Origin of the sequence: Aeromonas bestiarum, assembly GCF_000819745.1 — a bacterium.
Taxonomy (GTDB): Bacteria; Pseudomonadota; Gammaproteobacteria; order Enterobacterales; family Aeromonadaceae; genus Aeromonas; species Aeromonas bestiarum.
Genome location: NZ_CDDA01000032.1, coordinates 225,068 through 246,150 on the forward strand (window position 1 = coordinate 225,068; position 21,083 = coordinate 246,150).

15 protein-coding genes are annotated in these 21,083 nt (G+C 60.3%); 9 read left to right on the forward strand and 6 right to left on the reverse strand.

From position 1 onward, the window contains the following. Window positions 1–64: 64 nt before the first annotated feature. From glnS to nagE, 3 genes are all read right to left on the reverse strand, one after another. Window positions 65–1,726, reverse strand: coding sequence for a glutamine--tRNA ligase (gene glnS / locus BN1118_RS17170; RefSeq protein WP_043138570.1), 1,662 nt, complete (start codon window positions 1,724–1,726; stop codon window positions 65–67). Window positions 1,727–2,075: 349 nt separating this feature from the next. Continuing rightward, entirely contained in the window at window positions 2,076–4,739 is a 2,664-nt protein-coding gene (locus BN1118_RS17175; RefSeq protein WP_043557234.1) for a beta-N-acetylhexosaminidase, read from the reverse strand. A 120-nt stretch (window positions 4,740–4,859) separates the two neighbouring features. Further along, on the reverse strand, window positions 4,860–6,314 hold the full coding sequence (gene nagE / locus BN1118_RS17180) for an N-acetylglucosamine-specific PTS transporter subunit IIBC (RefSeq protein ID WP_042872488.1): 1,455 nt from the start codon (window positions 6,312–6,314) through the stop codon (window positions 4,860–4,862). 273 nt (window positions 6,315–6,587) lie between these two features. On the opposite strand from nagE, the gene nagB reads away from it, so the two are divergent. The 3 genes from nagB to nagC are packed head-to-tail and all read left to right on the forward strand — an operon-like array spanning window position 6,588 to window position 9,762. Next, entirely contained in the window at window positions 6,588–7,388 is an 801-nt protein-coding gene (gene nagB / locus BN1118_RS17185) for a glucosamine-6-phosphate deaminase (RefSeq protein ID WP_042872490.1), read from the forward strand. Window positions 7,389–7,397: 9 nt separating this feature from the next. Beyond that, a complete protein-coding gene (nagA, locus tag BN1118_RS17190) occupies window positions 7,398–8,543 on the forward strand; it encodes an N-acetylglucosamine-6-phosphate deacetylase (RefSeq protein WP_043557235.1) in 1,146 nt (381 codons plus the stop codon). 4 nt (window positions 8,544–8,547) lie between these two features. Next, window positions 8,548–9,762, forward strand: a complete 1,215-nt coding sequence (nagC, locus tag BN1118_RS17195; protein ID WP_042872493.1) for a DNA-binding transcriptional regulator NagC — start codon at window positions 8,548–8,550, stop codon at window positions 9,760–9,762. 70 nt (window positions 9,763–9,832) lie between these two features. Here the strand turns inward: nagC and BN1118_RS17200 are convergent, their stop codons facing one another. The 3 genes from BN1118_RS17200 to aspS form a co-directional block, all read right to left on the reverse strand. Beyond that, window positions 9,833–11,449: a phosphoethanolamine transferase gene (locus tag BN1118_RS17200; RefSeq protein ID WP_043557236.1), complete on the reverse strand. Its 1,617-nt coding sequence runs from the start codon at window positions 11,447–11,449 to the stop codon at window positions 9,833–9,835. Window positions 11,450–11,733: 284 nt separating this feature from the next. Next, window positions 11,734–12,474: a YebC/PmpR family DNA-binding transcriptional regulator gene (locus BN1118_RS17205; RefSeq protein WP_043557237.1), complete on the reverse strand. Its 741-nt coding sequence runs from the start codon at window positions 12,472–12,474 to the stop codon at window positions 11,734–11,736. Window positions 12,475–12,566: 92 nt separating this feature from the next. Further along, window positions 12,567–14,333, reverse strand: a complete 1,767-nt coding sequence (gene aspS, locus BN1118_RS17210; RefSeq protein ID WP_043557238.1) for an aspartate--tRNA ligase — start codon at window positions 14,331–14,333, stop codon at window positions 12,567–12,569. 432 nt (window positions 14,334–14,765) lie between these two features. Here aspS and BN1118_RS17215 point away from each other — a divergent pair, with 432 nt between their 5' ends. The 6 genes from BN1118_RS17215 (at window position 14,766) to BN1118_RS17240 (ending at window position 21,079) form a co-directional block, all read left to right on the forward strand. Continuing rightward, window positions 14,766–15,614, forward strand: coding sequence for a DUF72 domain-containing protein (locus BN1118_RS17215; protein ID WP_043557239.1), 849 nt, complete (start codon window positions 14,766–14,768; stop codon window positions 15,612–15,614). A gap of 388 nt (window positions 15,615–16,002) precedes the next feature. Further along, a complete protein-coding gene (gene cmoA, locus BN1118_RS17220; RefSeq protein ID WP_043557240.1) occupies window positions 16,003–16,746 on the forward strand; it encodes a carboxy-S-adenosyl-L-methionine synthase CmoA in 744 nt (247 codons plus the stop codon). A gap of 3 nt (window positions 16,747–16,749) precedes the next feature. Further along, on the forward strand, window positions 16,750–17,727 hold the full coding sequence (gene cmoB, locus BN1118_RS17225) for a tRNA 5-methoxyuridine(34)/uridine 5-oxyacetic acid(34) synthase CmoB (RefSeq protein ID WP_043557242.1): 978 nt from the start codon (window positions 16,750–16,752) through the stop codon (window positions 17,725–17,727). Between the two features lie 52 nt (window positions 17,728–17,779). Beyond that, window positions 17,780–18,568 (forward strand): ATP-dependent zinc protease family protein, encoded by a 789-nt coding sequence (locus BN1118_RS17230; protein WP_043141644.1) that lies wholly within the window; start codon window positions 17,780–17,782, stop codon window positions 18,566–18,568. A gap of 3 nt (window positions 18,569–18,571) precedes the next feature. Then, the gene (locus BN1118_RS17235) at window positions 18,572–20,110 is read left to right on the forward strand and encodes an inactive transglutaminase family protein (RefSeq protein ID WP_043141646.1); all 1,539 of its coding nucleotides are present in this window, start codon (window positions 18,572–18,574) and stop codon (window positions 20,108–20,110) included. Window positions 20,111–20,113: 3 nt separating this feature from the next. Beyond that, window positions 20,114–21,079 carry an alpha-L-glutamate ligase-like protein gene (locus BN1118_RS17240; RefSeq protein ID WP_043141648.1) on the forward strand — a complete coding sequence of 322 codons (966 nt, stop codon included), beginning with the start codon at window positions 20,114–20,116 and terminating at the stop codon, window positions 21,077–21,079. Window positions 21,080–21,083: the final 4 nt, after the last annotated feature.

The window sequence follows — 21,083 nt, forward strand, 5'->3', positions numbered from 1 at the left end:
GCTGGCTTTTTTATTGACCGCAATCCGGACAAGAAGGGACAGGGTCTCCCCTGCCCTCTGCTTGTCAGGCCTCGGCCTTGCCCCAGACGTCACGCAGGGCCACGGTGCGGTTGAACACCAGGTGCTCGGCGCTGGAGAGCTTGTTGTCGGCGCAGAAGTAGCCTTCACGCTCGAACTGGTAGGCAAACTCCGGCTTGGCGTTCTGCAGGGAGGCTTCCACGCGGGCGCCTTCGATGATCACCAGGGAGTCCGGGTTGAGCGCCGCCTCGAAGTCAGCCTCGGCACCCGGGTTCGGCATCTTGAACAGACGGTCATAGAGACGGATCTCGGCCGGCAGGGAGTGAGTGGCAGAGACCCAGTGGATCACGCCCTTCACCTTGCGGCCATCGGCCGGATCCTTGCCCAGGGTCTCGGGATCGTAGGAGCAGTAGATGCAAGTCACCTTGCCATCCGCATCCTTCTCGACCCGCTCGGCCTTGATCACATAGGCATTGCGCAGGCGCACTTCCTTGCCCAGCACCAGTCGCTTGAACTGCTTGTTCGCTTCTTCTTTGAAGTCCGCTTCATCGATGAAGATCTCGCGGGTAAAGTTCAACTCGCGGGTGCCCATCTCGGCGTTGTTCGGGTGCGCCGGTGCGGTCAGCACCTCATCGGCCGCCAGGTTCTCGATGACCACCTTCACCGGATGCAGCACGGCCATGGCGCGCGGTGCATTCTCGTTGAGATCGTCACGGATGCAGGCTTCCAGCATGCTCATCTCGACTATGTTGTCCTGTTTGGTCACGCCGATGCGCTTGCAGAACTCGCGGATGGAGGCAGAGGTGTAGCCACGGCGACGCAGACCGGAAACGGTCAGCATGCGCGGATCGTCCCAGCCATCCACGTGCTTCTCGGTCACCAGCAGGTTCAGCTTGCGCTTGGACATGACGGTGTATTCGAGGTTCAGACGAGAGAACTCGTACTGACGCGGGTGGCAGTCGATGGTGATGTTGTCCAGCACCCAGTCATACAGACGACGGTTGTCCTGGAATTCCAGGGTACAGATGGAGTGGGTGATCCCTTCCAGCGCGTCCGAGATGCAGTGGGTGAAGTCGTACATCGGATAGATGCACCACTTGTCACCTGTCTGATGGTGGTGGGCAAACTTGATGCGATAGATGACCGGATCGCGCATCACCATGAAGGGGGACGCCATGTCGATCTTGGCGCGCAGGCAGGCGCTGCCTTCGGCGAACTCGCCGTTCTTCATCTTGGCAAACAGCGCCAGGTTCTCTTCCACGCTGCGATCGCGGAACGGGCTGTTCTTGCCGGCTTCGGTCAGGGTGCCGCGGTATTCGCGCATCTGCTCGGCAGACAACTCGTCCACATAGGCCAGACCCTTTTCGATAAGCTCGATGGCGTAGCCGTGCAGCTTGTCGAAATAGTCGGAGGAGTAGCAGATCTCGCCGTTCCACTGGAAGCCGAGCCACTGCACGTCCTGTTTGATGGACTCCACGTATTCGATGTCTTCTTTCACCGGGTTGGTGTCATCGAAACGCAGGTTGCACTGACCCTGATAATCACGGGCGATGCCGAAGTTCAGGCAGATGGACTTGGCGTGGCCGATATGGAGATAACCGTTCGGCTCGGGCGGAAAACGGGTATGCACGCTCTTGTGCTTACCGCTGGCCAGATCTTCATCAATGATCTGACGAATAAAGTTAGTTGGGCTGTTCGCCTGACTCATGGCTCACCTCAAAAATGCGTCACTGGCGGAAGTTGTGCCGGCTGGCACCCTCATCCCCCCGCCGTCAAGCCGGTTATGATCCCTCATTACGCGCCCTGTCTCAACCTGAATTTACCCAATTCGGGGCGCGGGCAGGCCAAAACGGCACGCGCCCGCCGGCTGAATGTCATGGCGGATAAAAAAAGACCCCGCACTGGGCGGGGTTCAAGGTGATGAAAAAACAAAAACAGACAATACACACACACAACAAAGGCTCACACGCACAGTCAACCTTTCCCAAGGCCGATGCATTATCGGGCTTGGGAAAGGCGGGTCTTGCGACCCACCTTGCGTTATGGATTGAGGGCTATCAGTTCAGCTCGGTGACACGGCTGGTGCGCTTGCCATCGAAGCTGGTGGTACGCAGGTAGACCTTGCCGGTCACGCTTGGCTTGGCCGCGGCGTCGTAGGCACTCCAGCTCTTGCCGTCCAGGCTGTACTGGATGGGCAGGCCCGGCAGGTCCACGTTCGCTTCCAGCTTGCCGTCGATGACCTTGGCGCCCGGCACCGAGAGACGATACTCGACGCCCTGGACATCCAGCTTCGGCAGGATGCGCTGACCCAGCAGGTTGGCGAACTGGTTCCACTCCTTGTTCAGGGTGGCCTTGTTGACATGCTTGGTCTCACCGGAGAACTCGCGACCCTTCACATAGTTCAGCTCGAAGCCACCCTTGTGCCAGGCACGCTCGGCCATGGAGAAGATGCGCGGGTAGACCATGTACTCGTATTGAGCATCGGTACGCACGGTTTCACTCCACTGCTGACCGGAGATCCCGCGGAACTTGACCGGATCCTGGTCACCCTTGGCCACGAAGGCGTTGCCGTCGCGGTCAACCGAGGTCTCGGCGTTCTGCGGCAGGTTTTCCGGGGCGAAGGCGAACACCTTGCGGGTGTCATTGAAACGGGTTGCCCAGTAGTAGCCACGCTCGGCCGGGTGCACCTCGTTCGGGAAGTCGAAGTAGAGGTAGTCCGGGTTGGAGAGCACGACGTCATAGCCCTTGTGCGCCCACTTCATCGCCTCGTTGAAACCACCCCAGTAGAGGGTTTCCCAGAAGTTGACCACTGTCTTGTCGGTGGCAAAATCCTTGGCGCTATTGGCGTACTTGAGGCCATCTTCCCATGCCTGCAGGGTGGAGAAGCCACGGCTCTTGGCCAGCTCGCTCACTTCCTTGGCGAAATAGACAGGCAGCTCGGCCACGTCCTTGATCTTGCCATCGTCGATCATCTTCTGGCAGACCGGCGACTTGCCGAACGGCTTGTCCTGCTTGCTGGAGTCGACGTTGCCCTTCCAGGCGACCAGCTCTTCTTTCTTGGTGACGGCCGGATCCTGATAGCCACCGCCCTGCATGATGTTCTTCGCCTCGTCACCACCGTAGTGCCAGGCAGTCAGCGGCTGGCCGGCGGCCTGGTGCATCTGGGCCACTTCATCCATCACCTTGCTCACGAAGGTGGCAGCACCCGGCTGGCAAGGGTTGATGAAGGACATCTTGTCGTAGAACTGCACCGAGGTGACGTTGGAGGTATCCGCCGGGTCGGTCAGACGGAACTGGTTGGCTTCCGCTTCTTTGCCCTCGGCCATCAGACGCTGGTAGCGCGCCTCCATGGAGACCACCGCGGCACGGGCGTGAGCCGGCATGTTGATCTCGGGGATCACGGTCACGCCGCGGGCCTTGGCATAACGCACCAGGTCGATGTAGTCGGACTTGCTGTAGAAACCGGAGCCCTGGTTGTCGCTGGTCGGGCCGGAACCCAGCTGCGGCATCAGACACTTGGTCTCGGAAAGATCGTGGCAACGCTGGCTGCCCACTTCGGTCAGCTCCGGCAGCCCCGGGATCTCCAGACGCCAGCCTTCATCGTTGGTCAGTCCCAGGTGCAACTTGTTGAGCTTCATGGCCGACATCTGGTCGATCAGCTTGTGCAAGGTTTCCGGGCTTCTGAAGTGGCGGGCCACGTCGGTCTGCATGCCGCGGTATTCGAAGCGCGGCGCATCCTCGACGCTCATCTGGCTGACCAACTTGTCGTTGACACCCAGCAAGGAGATCAGGGATTGCGCGCCCCAGAAGGCGCCTTCGATGTCATGACCCTGGATCACAGTGCCCTGCTTGCCTACGGTCATGTCATAGCCTTCGGCCTGCTTGAGCTTGCTGCCGAGCTTGACGGTCACTGGATAGCCGGTGTCGGAGAGGGTAACACCCAGCTTGGTCAGTTGAGCCTTCAGGGCGTCGGCGCGATCGCTCGGCAGATCCAGCGCATTGAGCTTGATGCTGGAGAAGTCAACCTGCGGGCCCGCCTTGATGACTTGCTTGAGCGGGGTCGGCAGTATCTGGTCATCGATCTTGCTGGCCGGCAGCAGGCTGCTGGTCAGGTTGGCGGCGAAACGGGTTTCGCTGTTCATCAGGATGTTGTTGTCATCCTTGGTGCGCTTCCAGCCATCGGCTGGCATCGGCTTCTCGTAGGTGCTGGCGTCGTCGATGTTGCTCATGCTGGCCAGCACTTTCGGCTCGGCACCTTCGCTGGCGACATACCAGTTCGGCATGATGTCAGATTCGAACAGTACCCAGTATTCCACCACCAACGGCACTTCGACCGTGGCATCCTTGGCAAAGCCCTTAAACTGCTCGGTTGGCGTCAAACGATAGAGGTCGCCGGTCAGATGGGTGATGGTGAACTGGTCGTTGTCGACCCGCTGGATGCGGCGGATGGAGGAGACATAGATGCTCCAGTCCTTGGAGGTGACGTCAGCACCTGTATTGGTCAGGTGCAGCTTGGCAACGCCACAGCTCGCCCACTCGGAACCCAGCGCCTGACAGTCGAGGCCGGCGCCGGCACCGTCGTTGGTGACGACTTCGTACTTGACGACGAGGTTGCTGGCGAGGGAATCGACCACGGCTTGCTTGGCGGCATCGGCTGCCTGTACCTGGCTGACGAAAACGGTAGACATGGCAATGGCTAACAGAGAATGTTTCAAGTTCATAACTGCTGCTCTCATTTGAAGTAAAGGTTGGAATTTCTTGGCTTTTTTTATATTGGGCCCCGAGGCGGGGCCCTAGTTATGTCAACAATGGACTTAGACTTGAGGCGAGCTTGCGCTCTATTAACGCAGGGCCTTCATCTCACCGGCGATGATTTCGGCCAAGGGGCCCAGAATCACCTGCAGGTTCTGTTCACCGAGCTTGACCACACCGGCCGCGCCCAGGGCTTTCAGCTTGCGCTCATCCACTATGCTGCGGTCTTTCAGGGTCAGGCGCAGACGGGTGATGCAGGCATCTATAGTGACCAGGTTCTCTTGACCACCCAGCACTTCCAGATACTGGCGAGCCAGTTCGGTGCGGTCTGTGGTCTGAGCCTGTACCGGTACGGCTTCGTCATCTTCACGACCCGGGGTTTTCAGGTTGAACTTGACGATGACGGCACGGAATATGACGTAGTAGAGACCGAAGAACACCAGACCCTGTGCCAGCAGCATGTACCAGTGAGTCGCCAGCGGGTTGCGGCTGGAGAGCACCATATCCACCAGACCGGCACTGAAGCCGAAACCGGCAATCCACTGCATGCTGGCGGCTATGAACACGGACAGACCGGTCAGCAGGGCGTGGATGACATAGAGCACAGGTGCCACGAACATGAAGGAGAATTCGAGCGGCTCGGTCACACCGGTGAAGAAGGCGGCGAAGGCGGCGGCGATCATGATGGATGCAACCTTGTCCTTGTTCTCTTTCTTGGCGGAGTGGTAGATGGCCAGCGCGGCGCCCGGCAGACCGAACATCATGATGGGGAAGAAGCCAGCCTGGTACATACCAGTGACACCCACAACCGCTTTACCGGCGTCGATGGAGGATTGGCCACCCAGGAAGTTCGGGATGTCGTTGATGCCGGCCACGTCGAACCAGAACACTGAGTTCAGGGCGTGGTGCAGACCGACGGGGATCAGCAGACGGTTGAAGAAGGCGTAGATACCGGCACCGGTAGAGCCCAGGTTGACGATGGATTCACCAAAGCTCACCAGACCACCGTAAATGACCGGCCAGACGGCCATCAGGATGAAGGCGACGACGATCATCACCACTGAGGTCACGATCGGCACCAGACGACGGCCAGAGAAGAAGGCCAGCGCCTTGTGCAGTTCGACGCTGCTGAAGCGGTTGTAAAGCTCGGCGGCGATCACACCGGTCAAGATACCGATGAACTGGTTCTCAATCTTGCCGAATGCGGCAGGCACTTGATCCAGCGGGATCTGCTGGATTTGCGACACGGCGCCCGGGCTCAGCAAGGTGGTCACCACCAGGTAGCCGACCAGACCGGCCAGCGCGGCGGAACCGTCTTTATCCTTGGACATGCCATAGGCGACACCGACAGCAAACAGTATGGCCATCTTGTCGATAATGGCGGCACCCGCCTTGATCAGGAAGGCAGCCAGCGCGCTGTCACCACCCCAACCGTTCGGATCGATCCAGTAGCCAACCCCCATCAGGATCGCTGCGGCAGGCAATACCGCTACCGGCACCATCAGGGCACGGCCGATCTTTTGCAAATAACCGAGAATGTTCACGGTTCCTCTCCTTAGTTAATGTTTTTCTAGAAATTAAGTGCTTATCACGTTTGACGCATAAGCCATCAAGGCTTGTTTGGCAGTCTAGGGCTTTTATTTCGCTGCGCAAATTAATAAACGTATATTCGTGATCATTATCACCCAAACGAGATAAAGGTAGCGGATACATGTGGCTTAGTTCGCAATCTTTATTTACGCTATAAAACAACTTGAATCCGTCTCAGCCTATTTGCCGCCGACACCCCGGCAGCAACCCGTACAGAGGTATCTACAATGCGCCTGATCCCGTTGAAATCTGCCAGCCAAGTGGGCCTGTGGTCTGCCCGTTACATCGTTGACCGTATCAATGCGTTCAAACCCACTGCCGATCGCCCCTTCGTACTGGGCCTGCCCACCGGCGGCACCCCGCTCAACACCTACAAGCGCCTGATCGAGCTGCATAAAGCGGGCGAGGTGAGCTTCGAGCACGTGGTCAGCTTCAACATGGACGAATACGTCGGCCTGCCGGAAGATCACCCCGAGAGCTACCACAGCTTCATGCACAACAACTTCTTCTGTCACATCGACATCCGCCCCGAGAACATCAACATCCTCAACGGCAACGCCCCGGATCTGGTGGCCGAGTGCAAGCGCTACGAGGAGAAGATCAAGTCCTACGGCAAGATCAACCTCTTCATGGGCGGCGTCGGCAATGACGGCCACATAGCGTTCAACGAACCGGCCTCTTCCCTCTCCTCTCGTACCCGGGTCAAGACCCTGACCGAAGACACCCGCATCGCCAACTCCCGCTTCTTCGGCGGCGACATGGAGCAGGTGCCCAAGCTGGCGCTGACCGTGGGTGTCGGCACCCTGATGGACGCCGAAGAGATCATGATCCTGGTGACCGGTCACGGCAAGGCCCAGGCCCTGCAAGCCGCGGTGGAAGGCAGCGTCAACCACATGTGGACCATCTCCACCCTGCAACTGCATCCGAAGGGAATGATGGTGTGCGACGAGCCCTCCACCATGGAGCTCAAGGTCAAGACGGTGCGTTACTTCCAGCAGCTGGAAGCCGCCAACATCGGCCGTCTGTAAGGAGCCACCATGTACGCATTGACCAACTGCACCCTCTACACCGGCAGCTGTGTGCTGACCGGTTACGGGGTGGTGATCGAGGGCGACAAGATTATCGCCATCTCCCGCCGGGCCGAACTGCCCGCCGGCATAGAACAACATGATCTGCACGGCGCCAACCTCTGCGCCGGCTTCATCGACGTGCAGCTCAACGGCTGCGGCGGCGTCATGTTCAACGGCCACATCACCACCCAGACTCTGGCGACCATGCAGGCCGCCAACCTGAAATCCGGTACCACCAGCTTCCTGCCGACCCTGATCACCAGCCCGGATGCGGACATGAAGCAGGCCGTCGCCGTCACCCGCGATTACATGGCCGCCCACCCCAACGAGGTGCTGGGCGTGCATCTGGAGGGGCCCTACACCAACCTCAAGCGCAAGGGCATTCACCCGGCCGAGCAGATCCGCCAGCCCGCCGACGAGATGATCGACTTCTTCTGTGCCAACAGCGACGCCATCGCCAAGATCACCCTGGCGCCGGAGCGCAACAAGCCGGAGCACATACGCCAGCTGGTGGAAGCGGGCATCCTGGTCTCTGCCGGCCATACCGCCGCCAACTACGATCAGGCCATGGCCGGCTTTGACAACGGCATCCGCTTTGCCACCCACCTCTACAACGCCATGACCCCGACCGTGAACGGCCGCGAGCCGGGCGTGGTGGGCGCCATCTACGATCGCAAGGATGTCTATGCCGGCGTCATCGTCGATGGGCATCACGTGCACTGGGCCAATGTGCGGCTGGCCCACAAGATGCTGGGGGATCGGCTGGTGCTGGTCACCGACGCCACCGCCGCAGCCGGGGCGCCGGAAGGCTTTGAGAAGTTTGATTTTTGTGGCGCAACCGTCTATTTCCGCGATGGTCAGTGCGTTGACGAGAATGGTACACTCGGCGGTTCTGCCCTCACCATGATTGAAGGGGTGGAAAATCTGGTCAAACAGGTCGGATTACCGCTCGATGAAGCACTGAGAATGGCCACCCTATATCCCGCTCGCGCCATTGGATGGGACTCACGTCTCGGTAGTATCCAGGTCGGAAAAATAGCCAACCTGACTGTCTTTGATCAGGCCTTCACGGTCTGCGGGACCGTGGTTAACGGACACTACACAACACAGTGACACTATGACTGGCGGACAAATAGCAAACGTAGATCTTATCAAGCAGGTCAACAGTGCGGCCGTATATCGGCTCATCGACCTGCAAGGCCCCATCTCGCGGGTCAAAATTGCCGAGTTGAGTCAGCTGGCCCCGGCCAGCGTGACCAAAATAACCCGGCAACTGATCGAACATGGCCTGATCAAGGAGACCTCACCACAAGCCTCTACCGGCGGGCGGCGCGCCATCTCCCTGACCACCATTAAGCATCGCTTTCAGTTTGTGTCCGCCAAGCTCGGCCGCGGCTATCTGCAGCTGAGCCTGTACGATCTCGACGGCAAGGAGCTCGATCAGCACATCACCCAGGTGACCGAGATCGACCAGCAGCCCGTGGTCGACATGCTGCTGCGCGAAATTGGTGCCTTCATCGACGCCCAGCAGGAGCGCAGCCGCAACCTGATCAGCATAGCGCTGACCATGCCGGGTCTGGTCAATCCGGAATCGGGCATGGTCATCTATACCCCCAAGTACCAGATCCGCAATCTGGCGCTGGCTAAGCTGCTGGAGAACCACTTCAACCTGCCCTGCTACGTGGGCAACGACACCCGCTCCCTGGCGCTGGCCGAGCACTTCTTCGGTGAATCCCGCGACTGCATGGACTCCATCCTGGTGAGCGTGCACCAGGGGGCCGGCTCCGGCATCATCACCAAGGGCAAGGTGTTCCTCGGTCAGAACCGCAACGTCGGCGAGATCGGCCACATTCAGGTCGAACCGCTCGGCAAGCGCTGCCACTGCGGCAACTTCGGCTGCTTGGAGACCATAGCCTCCAACGAGGCCATCGTCGACAAGGTGAAAGAGCTCATCAGCCGCGGCCACCTGAGCTCGCTGCAGGAGAAGCACATCACCATCCAGGAGGTGTGCAAGGCCGCCATGGCCGGTGATGAACTGGCCCGCAGCGTGATCGAGAACGTGGGTGAGCATCTGGGACGGGCGGTGGCCATCACGGTCAACCTGTTCAACCCGCAGAAGGTGCTGATCGCCGGTGAAATCACCGCCGCCGAAGAGATCCTCTTCCCGGCCATCCGCCGCTGTGTCGAGCACCAGTCTCTGCCGAGCTTCCACCGTGGTCTGCCCATAGTGAAGGCGCGCTTCCAGAACCAGCCCACCATAGGCGGCTTCGCCCTGGTGAAGCGGGCCCTGCTGGAGGGTGATCTGTTGCAGATCATCATGGAGCAGAAGTAAGGCGCTTGCCTTGCGAGATAAAAAACGGCAGCCACTGGCTGCCGTTTTTTATTGTGTGCTGTTCGCAGGTTTAGCCTGCCCGGCACGGCTTGAACAGATCCAACGCGCCGTCATACACCTTTGTCTGCACATCCATGATCCCCAGCATTGAGTGGAACAGGTTGTCATGGGAGAAGCGCTGGCTGGCCGCCTCCTGCTGCAGGCAATCCATGTTCAGCCGCCGATCTGCCTGCAACTGGGGGGAGAGCCAGGTCAGCAGTGGCACCCGGGTCTGATCATCCGGCGCGAACTTGTAGGGGGTGCCGTGCAGGTAGAGCCCCATGGCACCGAGGGATTCGCCGTGATCGGAGAGATAGACCAGCCCCACGTTGTAGTCGTTCTGCAGCGTCTTGAGCTTGTCGATCAGCCGTGCCACTACCTTGTCGGTGTAACGTATGGTGTTGTCATAGCTGTTGACCAGCTCTTCATTGGTGCAGTTTTCGATGTCGCTGCGCGGGCAGTCCGGCACGAAGAAGCGCTCGGAGGCGGGGTAGCGCCGATAATAGGTCGGGCCGTGGCTGCCCATCAGGTGAAAAGCCACCAGCTTGTTGCCCTTCATCTGCGCTATCTGCTGATCCAGCCCCTCCAGCATCACCTCGTCGTAGCAGGAGCCTCTCTGGCAATACTGCGGGAATGCCTTGGCCTCTATGTCTATGGTGGGCACGTTCTTGCACACCCCCTTGCAGCCACCGTCGTTCTCCTTCCACAGCACGGAGATGCCGGCGTGTTGCAGCACATCCAGCATGCCATCCCGCGACTGGGCCAGGGTGTCGTCATATTCCCGGCGCGTGAGATTGGAGAACATGCAGGGCACGGAGACGGCCGTGGCGGTGCCGCAGGAGCGCACGTTGCGAAACGAGACCATGCCCGCCTCCTGAGCGGTGAAGCTGTTGGTCTGCTTCCCGTAGCCGTTGAGGGAGTAGTTCTGGCTGCGCGCCGTCTCCCCCACCACCAGAAACATCAGGGTCGGCTTGCCGCCCTGCCCCACCACTTTGGCATCGGTCCCCAGCGGCTGATAGGGGATGGGGGTGGCAAACAGGATATCCGTGGCGTAACGATAGAGACCGTGTACATAGTTGGCGGGCACTATCTCCTTGCCGAGGGACTTGTTGTTGCGCCCGACCGAGGCGTAATCCTGGTAATAGAGCGCGGCCACCCCCACCAGAAACAGCAGCGACAGGGCGATGGAACCAAGACGCAACCCCAGTCCCTTATACCAGGGGCTGGGATAGGTTATTTTCACCCACAGCAAGGCCAGCGCCGGCAGCAGTCCGGTCAGCAGGAACCAGAGCGCGACCGAGCCATTGAGGTAGGCCGTCGCCTCCCCGCTGTTGGTCTCGACTATGTTCTGCACCATGCTCACGTCGAAGATGACGCCGTACTTGAGCATGGCGTAGCTGACCACAGAGCCCATCAGGATCAGCAGCACGAAGAAGGGCTTGAGCAGATAGCGGAAGGTAAAGGGCAGAAACACCGCATTGAGCGCGGCCAGCAGCACCAGGGGGATAGAGAGGGCAAAGCCCGCCTTGACGTGCTCCAGCTGGGTGAGAATGTGGTAAAAGTGCAGGAAGATGGGCCAGTTGAACACCAGTGCAAACAGCAGCACCAGCAACAGATTCACCTTCATCACTCCCAGGGTGATGCGCATAACGATACTCCGACAAACCAGGCAGGACTGGGGCCCCTGCATGGGGGCACCCGTTGTGAGTGCTCGCTTGCCGCGCACCTCTTCCTGAGGGCAAGCACGGCAAGGGGCTGGGCGCCCGGACACGGCAGGCAGCTTAAGTCGCCAAACTTAAGGGAAAATTAAGGCGGGCAATGTCACGACCGGCGCGACCTTCAAGCGCGGAGCAACCATAAAAAACGGCAGCCGAGGCTGCCGTTTTAGCGGGGGCGAACAGAACGTCGCCACCAGAGTGTTCACGAACCGGATTACAGGGTCGCGGCGACTTCGTCGGAGATGGAGCCGTTGTGGTACACCTCCTGCACGTCGTCCAGATCTTCCAGCATGTCGATGAGGCGCATCAGCTTGGGGGCGGTTTCCGCATCCAGCTCGGCTTCGGTGGAAGGAATCATGGTCACTTCGGCGCTCTCGGCCTTGAAGCCGGCGGCCTCCAGCGCATCCAGCACGGTCCCGAAGTCGTTCGGGGTGGTGTACACCTCGATGGAACCATCTTCCTCGGTCACCACGTCATCGGCGCCCGCTTCCAGGGCCGCATCCATCAGGGCATCTTCATCGACACCGACGAAGGTCAGCAGACCTTTCTTGCTGAACAGGTAGGCGACCGAGCCGTCGGTGCCCAGGTTGCCGCCGCACTTGCTGAAGGCATGACGCACTTCCGCCACGGTACGGTTGCGGTTGTCGGTCAGGCACTCCACCATGACGGCGGAGCCAGCCGGGCCGTAGCCTTCGTAGACTATGGTCTCGAGCTGCTCGCCGTCGCCACCACCGGCCCCACGTGCGATGGCGCGGTTGATGGTGTCGCGGGTCATGTTGCCGGTCAGGGCAGCCGCCACCGCCGCACGCAGGCGTGGGTTGTTGGCGGGATCCGGATCGCCGATACGAGCCGAGGTGGTGATTTCACGGATCAGCTTGGTGAAGATCTTGCCGCGCTTGGCATCCTGAGCTGCCTTGCGGTGTTTGATGTTGGCCCACTTACTGTGACCTGCCATAGAGACTCTCCGTTATATTTTTTAGATTTCAATAACACAAAGTGACCGGGTAGGCCGCGCCGGGCGCGGCCGGGACTGTGCCGGATGCCGGCTTATTCATCACCCTTGACGGTCGTCGCAATCGCCAGTTCGCTCATCTGCGCCTGGTTGGCAAAGCTGGGGGCGTCTGTCATCAGACAGGCGGCCGCCGTGGTTTTCGGGAAGGCAATCACGTCCCGGATGTTGTCGGTACCGGTCAGCAGCATGCTGAGGCGATCCAGGCCGAAGGCCAGACCGGCGTGCGGCGGGGTACCGTACTTCAACGCATCCAGCAGGAAGCCGAACTTCAGACGCTGCTCGGCCGGGGTGATGCCGAGGATGTCGAAGACGGTGGCCTGCATCTCGCTGTTGTGGATACGCACAGAACCGCCACCCACTTCGTAGCCGTTGATGACCATGTCGTAGGCGTTGGCATAGGCGCTGAGCGGGTTGGCTTTCAGCTCGCTCGGGCCCAGGTTGCTCGGCGCTGTGAAGGGGTGGTGCATGGCCGCCAGGCCGCCTTCGCTGTCTTCCTCGAACATGGGGAAGTCGATGACCCACAGCGGCTTCCAGCTGTTTTCCATCAGACCCAGATCGCGGCCCACTTTCAGACGCAGGGCACCGATGGCATCGGCCACCACTTTCTTGCTGTCGGCGCCGAAGAAGATGATGTCGCCGTCGGCGGCGCCGGTACGGGTCAGGATCTCGCGCACTATCTCGTCAGACAGGAACTTGGCAACCGGAGACTGTACGCCTTCAATACCGTTGGCGGCGTCGTTGACCTTCATCCAGGCCAGGCCCTTGGCACCGTAGATGCCGACAAACTTGGTGTACTCGTCGATCTGCTTGCGGGACAGCTCGGCGCCGCCCGGCACTTTCAGGGCCGCCACACGGCCTTTCGGGTCGTTGGCGGGGCCGGCGAACACGGCGAACTCGACGGCGGTCAGCAGGTCAGCCACATCGACCAGCTCCATCGGCAGACGCAGGTCCGGCTTGTCGGAGCCGAAACGGCGCATGGCCTCATCGAAGGTCATCACGGGGAAGTCGCCCAGATCCACGGCCAGCACGTGTTGCCACAGGTTGCGGATCATCTCTTCCATCAGCTCGCGCACTTGCGGCGCCGTCATGAAGGAGGTCTCCACGTCGATCTGGGTGAATTCCGGCTGACGGTCGGCACGCAGGTCTTCGTCACGGAAGCACTTGACGATCTGGTAGTAGCGGTCGAAGCCGGACATCATCAGCAACTGCTTGAACAGCTGCGGGGACTGCGGCAGGGCGTAGAACTTGCCCTTGTGCACCCGGCTCGGCACCAGATAGTCACGGGCACCTTCCGGGGTGGCCTTGGTCAGCATGGGGGTTTCGATGTCGAGGAAGCCGTGCTCGTCCATGAAGCGACGCACGAAGGCGCTGGCCTTGGCACGGGTCTTCAGGTACTTGGCCATCTCGGGGCGACGCAGATCCAGATAACGGAACTTGAGGCGCTGCTCTTCGCTGTTGACCTGGTTGAAGTCCAGCGGCAGCGGCTCGGCGCGGTTGATGATGGTGAGCTCGTGGGCGAACACTTCGATGGCGCCTGTGGCCATGTCGCTGTTGCGCTGGGAGTCAGGACGAGCACGTACCACACCTGAGACCTGAATGCAGAACTCGCCGCGCAGTTCGGAGGCCAGGGCGAAGGCGTCCGGCTTGTCCGGATCGAAGAACACCTGCACGATCCCTTCCCGGTCACGCATGTCGATAAAGATGAGGCCGCCCAGGTCGCGACGACGATGGACCCAACCGCACAATGTAATGGTCTGCCCAGCATGGGCCTCATTGACCTGTCCGCAATAGATAGAGCGCATGGACTTCTTCCTTCGAAATTGTAGAGAGACGGTGAACCTGGGTCGCCGGGCACGACTGGCAAGCACCGTCTGTCTCACAGCTGGCCAGAGTCTTGTTCTTACCCGGTTTGAAATCTGTCTCATACCGTCCGATCCCCTGGATCGGACACCTGCCACCGATATCGGCTCGACCAGAGGCGGCTGGCAAGCGGCCGGGCAGTCGGTCAGAGGGCATCGGAAAGCGTCGTTGTTTGGCCAATTCATGGCCGCTACCGTCGCCACAATATGCGCACAGCGGCGTGAGTCACAACAAATTGGCAAACAAAAGGGCTGGCATTATAGAGGAAAACCCCCATTTGGGTAAAATGGCCAGCAGCCCCCTTTGCCCTGTTTTTTACATCTCAAGGCAAAAAATGGGCGCAAAACGAGATAAACCCGCAGACAGGATCCGTCATGAGCCTCTTTTTGGGCCTGCCACAATGGTCACACCCGGCCTGGCCCGGTCAATTATTGGGCGTGGGGGCCAAACCCGCCGAGCACCTCGCCCACTACGCCCGGGTGTTCAACACGGTAGAAGGCAACACCACCTTCTACGCCTCGCCGACCCCGGAAACGGTGCTACGCTGGGCCGATGCGGTGCCCACCCACTTTCGCTTCAGCTTCAAGTTTCCGAAAGAAATCAGCCATCAGAGCGATCTGGTGAGCGCCGACAAGCAGGTGAGCGACTTTATCCGCCTGCTGGAACCCTTGCATGACAAGCTGGGACTGCTCAAGCTCCAACTGCCCGCCCGCTTCGGCCCGAGCGGCCTTCCCCGTCTCGCTGAATTCTTCAACCGGCTGCCGACACAGTTTCGCTATGCCCTCGAGGTGCGCCACCCCGATTTCTTCGCCAAGGGCGAGGCGGAGCGCAGCCTGAACCGTATGCTGATGGAAAAAGGCATCAACCGCATCATGCTCGACAGCCGGCCGCTGCTCTCTGTGCCGGCCACCACGGCCGCCATGATAGATGCCCAGGGCAAGAAGCCCAGACTGCCGGTACATCTGCTGGCCACCGCCAGCGCCCCCGTGGTGCGGCTCATCGGTCTGCCGGATCCGGCCGCCAATCACCCCTTCCTGCCCAGCTGGTTGCCCCATTGGCGTCAGTGGCTGGCGGAGGGCAAGGATCTCTACCTCTTTATACATACCGCTGACAATGCCCAGTCACCCGAGCTGGCCCGCCAGATAACCCGCCTGTTGGGGCAGGAGATGGCCCCCTGGCCGGGGGAAAACGATCGCGCGCGCCAGGGCGTGCTGCGCTTTTAGTCAGCCATTTCATGGGCTATCGGGCATGCGTAAAAAAAGCCGCTTTTTTGTGGCTGGACGGGGCTCGGCGTCAAGACAAACGCCCATCAATCCTCTACACTAGCGCCCCAAGCAAAGGGCCTTCGTTGACCACTGCAATTCATTGCAACAGACAGCACGGCTCCGAATAAGGGGCCTGCCGTTGACCACTGCAATTCGTTGCAACAGACAACGCGGCTCCGGATCAAGGGCCCGGATGATGGCCCATTGCGAACAGGGCCGGCCCTAAGGATCTCACGGCCAGCCACCCCGTTCGTAAACCGGTGATAAAACAACCCAGAAGGGTGTCACCCAACGACTCAATTGAACAAACAGTCGGTTCATATACCGGCTGTCAGGTTGCGCCAGCATGCATACCAAAGACCAGATTTTTGCCGCCCCCATCGCCCGATTGGGGGACTTTTGCTTTGACGAACAGGTCGTCGACGTCTTCCCCGACATGATCCAGCGCTCGGTGCCGGGTTACAGCAACATCATCTCCGCCATCGGCATGATGGCCGCCCGCTACGCCCAGCCCGAGAGCCGGCTCTATGACCTCGGCTGTTCGCTGGGCGCCGCCACCCAGGCCATGCGTCGCCACGTGACCCAGCCGGGTTGCGCCATCACGGCGGTGGATCTCTCCCATCCGATGATAGAGCGCGCCCGCGCCCACCTCTCCGGCTTCAAATCCGAGGTGCCGGTGGCGCTGGTGGAAGCGGACATCTGCGACGTCGCTATCGAGAACGCCTCCGTGGTGGTGCTCAACTTCACCCTGCAGTTCGTGGACCCCGACAAGCGGATGACCCTGATCCAGCGCATCTTTGATGGGCTGCGCCCGGGCGGCATCCTGATCCTGAGCGAGAAGTTCCGCTTCGAGGATGCGCCGGTCAACGAGCTGCTCATCGATCTGCACCTGGATTTCAAGCGGGCCAATGGCTACAGCGAGCTGGAGATAAGCCAGAAGCGCAACGCCCTCGAGAACGTGATGCGCACCGACAGCCTGGAGATACACAGAGCCCGCCTGCGGGACGCCGGTTTCGTTCACCAGGATCTCTGGTTCCAGTGCTTCAACTTCGGTTCCATGATTGCCATCAAATCCAGCGACGCCAACTAAGCCATGATCGACTTTGCCAATTTTTATCAACTGATCGCCAAAAACCGGCTGAGCCACTGGCTGCATACCCTGCCCGCCCAGTTGCACGCCTGGCAGCATGACAACCAGCACGGCGATCTGCCGCGCTGGAATCGTGCCCTCAACAAGCTGCCCACAGTCGCGCCCGGCCCCATCGAACTGCAACATGGGGTCGAGATCGGCCATGCCGAGAGCCTGGGCGAGGGGGAGCGCAAGAAGGTCGAGAGCCTGCTGCGCCACTTCATGCCCTGGCGCAAGGGCCCGTTCACGGTGCACGGCATCCACATCGACACCGAATGGCGCTCCGACTGGAAGTGGGATCGGGTCGTGCCCCATATCAGCCCGCTGGCCGGTCGCTATGTGCTGGATGTGGGCTGCGGCAGCGGTTATCACCTCTGGCGCATGGTGGGGGAAGGCGCCAAACTCGCGGTCGGCATAGACCCGAGCCCGCTGTTTCTCTGCCAGTTCGAGGCCATCCGCCACTTTCTCGACGGCGACCAGCGCGCCCACCTGTTGCCGCTCGGCATTCAGGAGCTGCCGGAGCTGCGCGCCTTTGACACCGTCTTCTCCATGGGGGTGCTCTATCACCGCAAGTCCCCCATCGAGCACATAGAGCAGCTGCGCAACCAGCTCAAAGACGATGGCGAGCTGGTACTGGAGACCCTGGTGATCGATGGTGGCGTCAACGACGTGCTGGTGCCCACCGACCGTTACGGCAAGATGCGCAACGTCTGGTTCATCCCCTCGAGCGCGGCCCTCAAGCTCTGGGTCGAGCGCTGCGGCTTCACCGACGTGCGGATAGTAGACGAGAATATGACCAGCACCGACGAACAGCGTCGTACCGACTGGATGATAAATGAATCCCTGAGCGATTATCTGGACCCTCAAGATCCAGCGCTCACGGTGGAAGGACACCCGGCGCCGAAACGTGCCGTACTGATTGCCAGAAAGGCCAAAGACTAGCCGATGGCGCCTGTGGAAGTTACACTGACCCAATTCCAGGAAGCACAGTTAAATGAATGACATGAAAAGCAAATTAAAAGGAATGACCCTGCTCTCCCTGCTCAGTCTCGGCGGGTGTGTCAGTATGGAGAAAGCGCCCCCGGTACCTACCTTGACGCTGGCCGAGCTTCGCACCGAGATCAATCTGAGCGAGCAACGTCTGCAAACATCCATGGAACAGCAACAGAAGCAGTATGTGCAGCAACAGCACCTGCTGGTTCAGCTCAACACTGATGTCAACAACATGAAAGAGTCCGTGAAAAAAGTCGACAGCAAGCTCGAATCCTTGCCGCCCGAGCCGCCCAAGCCCATGGCGATCCCGACCGAGAAGTGCCAGGCACCAAGCCAGGGCCACACGGTCGATGGCAAACTGCTGGTCGGTGAAGCCGAGTGGATCTGGGTAGACGCCGCCAATGACGCCTTCCAGGCGCGGGTCGATACCGGTGCCACCACCTCCTCCATCAGCGCCCAGGACATCACCATCTTCGAGCGCAACGGCAAAAACTGGGTACGCTTCTTCCTGAGCCACCAGGAGATGGATGACAAGATCCAGATCGAAGCGCCGCTGGTGCGTCACGTGCGGGTGCGTCAGGCGTCCGCCGACGATCTCGATCGTCGTCCCGTGGTGCGTCTGGCTGTGCGGATCGGCGACATGACAGAAAAAGCTGAATTTACCCTGAAAGACCGCAGCGACATGACCTTCCCCGTGCTGCTGGGTCGCGAATTTTTGAAAGACATCGCCGTGGTTGATGTGGCCCGCGAATATATCCAACCAAAACCCAAGCTCAAGGATGTGAAATAATCCATGGTTTCCCGTAAGCCGTTCTATTTGCTGGTCGCCCTGCTGTACATTGTCGGCCTGGGGATGACGTTTTATCACCACATAGCGTTGGACGTGCCGCTGACGCCGGGTGAAAAACGCCAGATCTGGTCCATCGAGGCCAAGCTGGAATTTGAAGCCACCGGCGAGCCGGTGATCGCCTCCCTGGCCATTCCGGGCACTCAGCCCGGTTTCACCCTGATGAACGAGAACGCCGCGAGCCCGGGCTATGGCCTGTCGTTTGTCGAGAAGGATGGCGATGCCCGTGCCGAGTGGTCCATTCGCACCGCCTCCGGCCGTCAGGAACTCTACTATCGCGTCGACATGATGGCTGACGAGCACGCCAAACCGGCTGCGCTGGCCCAGCCCCCCGTCATCGAGAAGCAGATAGAGAGCGAGCCTTACGCCACCGCGATGAAGCAGATCTCCGAGCGGGCGCAGGAGCGCTCCGCCGACGGCTACACCCTGACCCGCGAGATCATCAAGGAGATCGAGAAGCAGGAGCAGAACGCCGAGCTGCTGAAGTCTCACAAGAGCCGCGCCAACCTGATCGCCGAACTGCTGAGCAACGCTGACGTCCCGGCCCGGGTGGTGCATGCCCTGAGCCTGGAAGACGGCCGCCGTCGCCAGGAGCTGGTGGATTACCTGCAGGTGTTCAACAGCCCGACCGACTACAAGCTGTTCAACCCGCAAACCGGTGAACAGGGTCGCCCTGCCAACCTGCTGCTGTGGGAATACAACTCGGGCGCCCTGCTGGACGTGACCGGTGGACACAACTCCAAGGTGACCTTCTCGATGATCGAGCAGGAGCAACCGGTGAACGTGGCGCTGGCGCAGAAGTTCGAAAAATCAGAGATGATGAACTTCTCCATCCACAGTCTGCCGCTGGAAGAACAGGCGCTGTTCAAGGGCTTGCTGCTGATCCCCATCGGCGTGCTGATGGTGGTGTTCCTGCGGGTCATAGTCGGTATCAAGACCTCGGGCACCTTCATGCCTGTGCTGATCGCGGTCGCCTTCATCCAGACCTCCCTCATCACGGGTCTGATCGGCTTCCTGCTGATCGTCGGCACGGGTCTCATCATCCGTTCCTACCTGTCGCGGCTCAACTTGCTGCTGGTGGCCCGAATATCGGCGATCATCATCATGGTGATCTCGATGATCGGCATCTTCTCCGCGTTCGCCTTCAAGCTGGGGCTGACCGACGGCATGAAGATCACCTTCTTCCCGATGATCATCCTCTCCTGGACCATAGAGCGGATGTCCATTCTGTGGGAGGAAGAGGGTCCGAAAGAGGTCGTCCGTCAGGGCGGTGGTTCCCTGCTGGTGGCGGTCATCGCCTACCTGGCCATGGACAACGAGCTGATCCGTCACCTGACCTTCAACTTCCTCGGCCTGCAGCTGGTGCTGATGGCGACCGTGCTGCTGCTGGGTAACTACACCGGCTACAAGCTGAGCGAGCTCAAGCGTTTCAAACCGCTGGTGAACGAGATCAAGTCTGGCGCCACCCCGGGTAAGGACAAGTAACAGATGTGGTTCTGGGAAAAATACACCAGTCCGTGGAGCCTGTCCCAGGCAGGCATCCTCGGCATGAACAAACGCAACCACTCCTACATCAGCCGCTACAACCCGCGCAGCCTCTACCCGCTGGTGGATGACAAGCTGCAGACCAAGCGCATCGCGCTGGATGCGGGGGTGACTGTGCCCGAGTTGATCGGCACCATCCGCGAACAGCATGACGTGACCCGCATCACCCAGCTGGTCAAGGATTGGCCGGGTTTCTGCATCAAGCCGGCGCGCGGTTCGGGCGGCAAGGGGATCCTGGTGATCCTGCGCCAGGAAGAGGGTCTCTTCTACAAGCCCAACGGCAGCGCCAGCAACGGTCAGGATCTGGAGCGCCATGTCTCCAACATACTGGCCGGGCTCTACTCGCTGGGCGGCAAGCCCGACGTGGCGCTGGTGGAAGGCCTCATCAACTTCGATGACGTCTTCGATGGCTACTCGTTCGAAGGGGTGCCCGATGCCCGGGTGATCATCTTCAAGGGCTTCCCTGTGATGGCCATGATGCGGCTCTCCACCGCCGCCTCCGACGGCAAGGCGAACCTGCACCAGGGCGCCGTGGGTGTGGGTCTGTGCCTGCGCACCGGTCGGGCACTGCGGGCGGTGCAGTTTGGCAATCCGCTGCGTCATCACCCGGATACCGGCCTCGATCTGTACGAACTCAAGGTGCCCCACTGGGATACCCTGCTGACCCTGGCGGCCTCCTGTTACGAGATGTCGGGCCTGGGCTACATAGGCACCGACATGGTGCTGGACAAGTTCCGCGGCCCCATGCTGCTGGAGCTCAACGCCCGGCCGGGTCTTGCCATCCAGATCGCCAACGGCCGCGGCCTGGTGCCCAATCTCAAGACCATAGAGAAGCTGGGCCAGGTCAAGATGAACGTGGAGCAGCGAGTCAACTTCGCCAAGGATCACTTCGGTATCTTCGACGAGTAGCCTG

Bases quoted from the DNA above. Each gene is read 5' to 3' on its own strand.
- glnS (WP_043138570.1), bottom strand. From the start codon at position 1,726: ATGAGTCAGGCGAACAGCCCAACTAACTTTATTCGTCAGATCATTGAT.
- BN1118_RS17175 (WP_043557234.1), bottom strand. From the start codon at position 4,739: ATGAACTTGAAACATTCTCTGTTAGCCATTGCCATGTCTACCGTTTTC.
- nagB (WP_042872490.1), top strand. From the start codon at position 6,588: ATGCGCCTGATCCCGTTGAAATCTGCCAGCCAAGTGGGCCTGTGGTCT.
- nagA (WP_043557235.1), top strand. From the start codon at position 7,398: ATGTACGCATTGACCAACTGCACCCTCTACACCGGCAGCTGTGTGCTG.
- nagC (WP_042872493.1), top strand. From the start codon at position 8,548: ATGACTGGCGGACAAATAGCAAACGTAGATCTTATCAAGCAGGTCAAC.
- BN1118_RS17200 (WP_043557236.1), bottom strand. From the start codon at position 11,449: ATGCGCATCACCCTGGGAGTGATGAAGGTGAATCTGTTGCTGGTGCTG.
- BN1118_RS17205 (WP_043557237.1), bottom strand. From the start codon at position 12,474: ATGGCAGGTCACAGTAAGTGGGCCAACATCAAACACCGCAAGGCAGCT.
- aspS (WP_043557238.1), bottom strand. From the start codon at position 14,333: ATGCGCTCTATCTATTGCGGACAGGTCAATGAGGCCCATGCTGGGCAG.
- BN1118_RS17215 (WP_043557239.1), top strand. From the start codon at position 14,766: ATGAGCCTCTTTTTGGGCCTGCCACAATGGTCACACCCGGCCTGGCCC.
- cmoA (WP_043557240.1), top strand. From the start codon at position 16,003: ATGCATACCAAAGACCAGATTTTTGCCGCCCCCATCGCCCGATTGGGG.
- cmoB (WP_043557242.1), top strand. From the start codon at position 16,750: ATGATCGACTTTGCCAATTTTTATCAACTGATCGCCAAAAACCGGCTG.
- BN1118_RS17230 (WP_043141644.1), top strand. From the start codon at position 17,780: ATGAATGACATGAAAAGCAAATTAAAAGGAATGACCCTGCTCTCCCTG.
- BN1118_RS17235 (WP_043141646.1), top strand. From the start codon at position 18,572: ATGGTTTCCCGTAAGCCGTTCTATTTGCTGGTCGCCCTGCTGTACATT.
- BN1118_RS17240 (WP_043141648.1), top strand. From the start codon at position 20,114: ATGTGGTTCTGGGAAAAATACACCAGTCCGTGGAGCCTGTCCCAGGCA.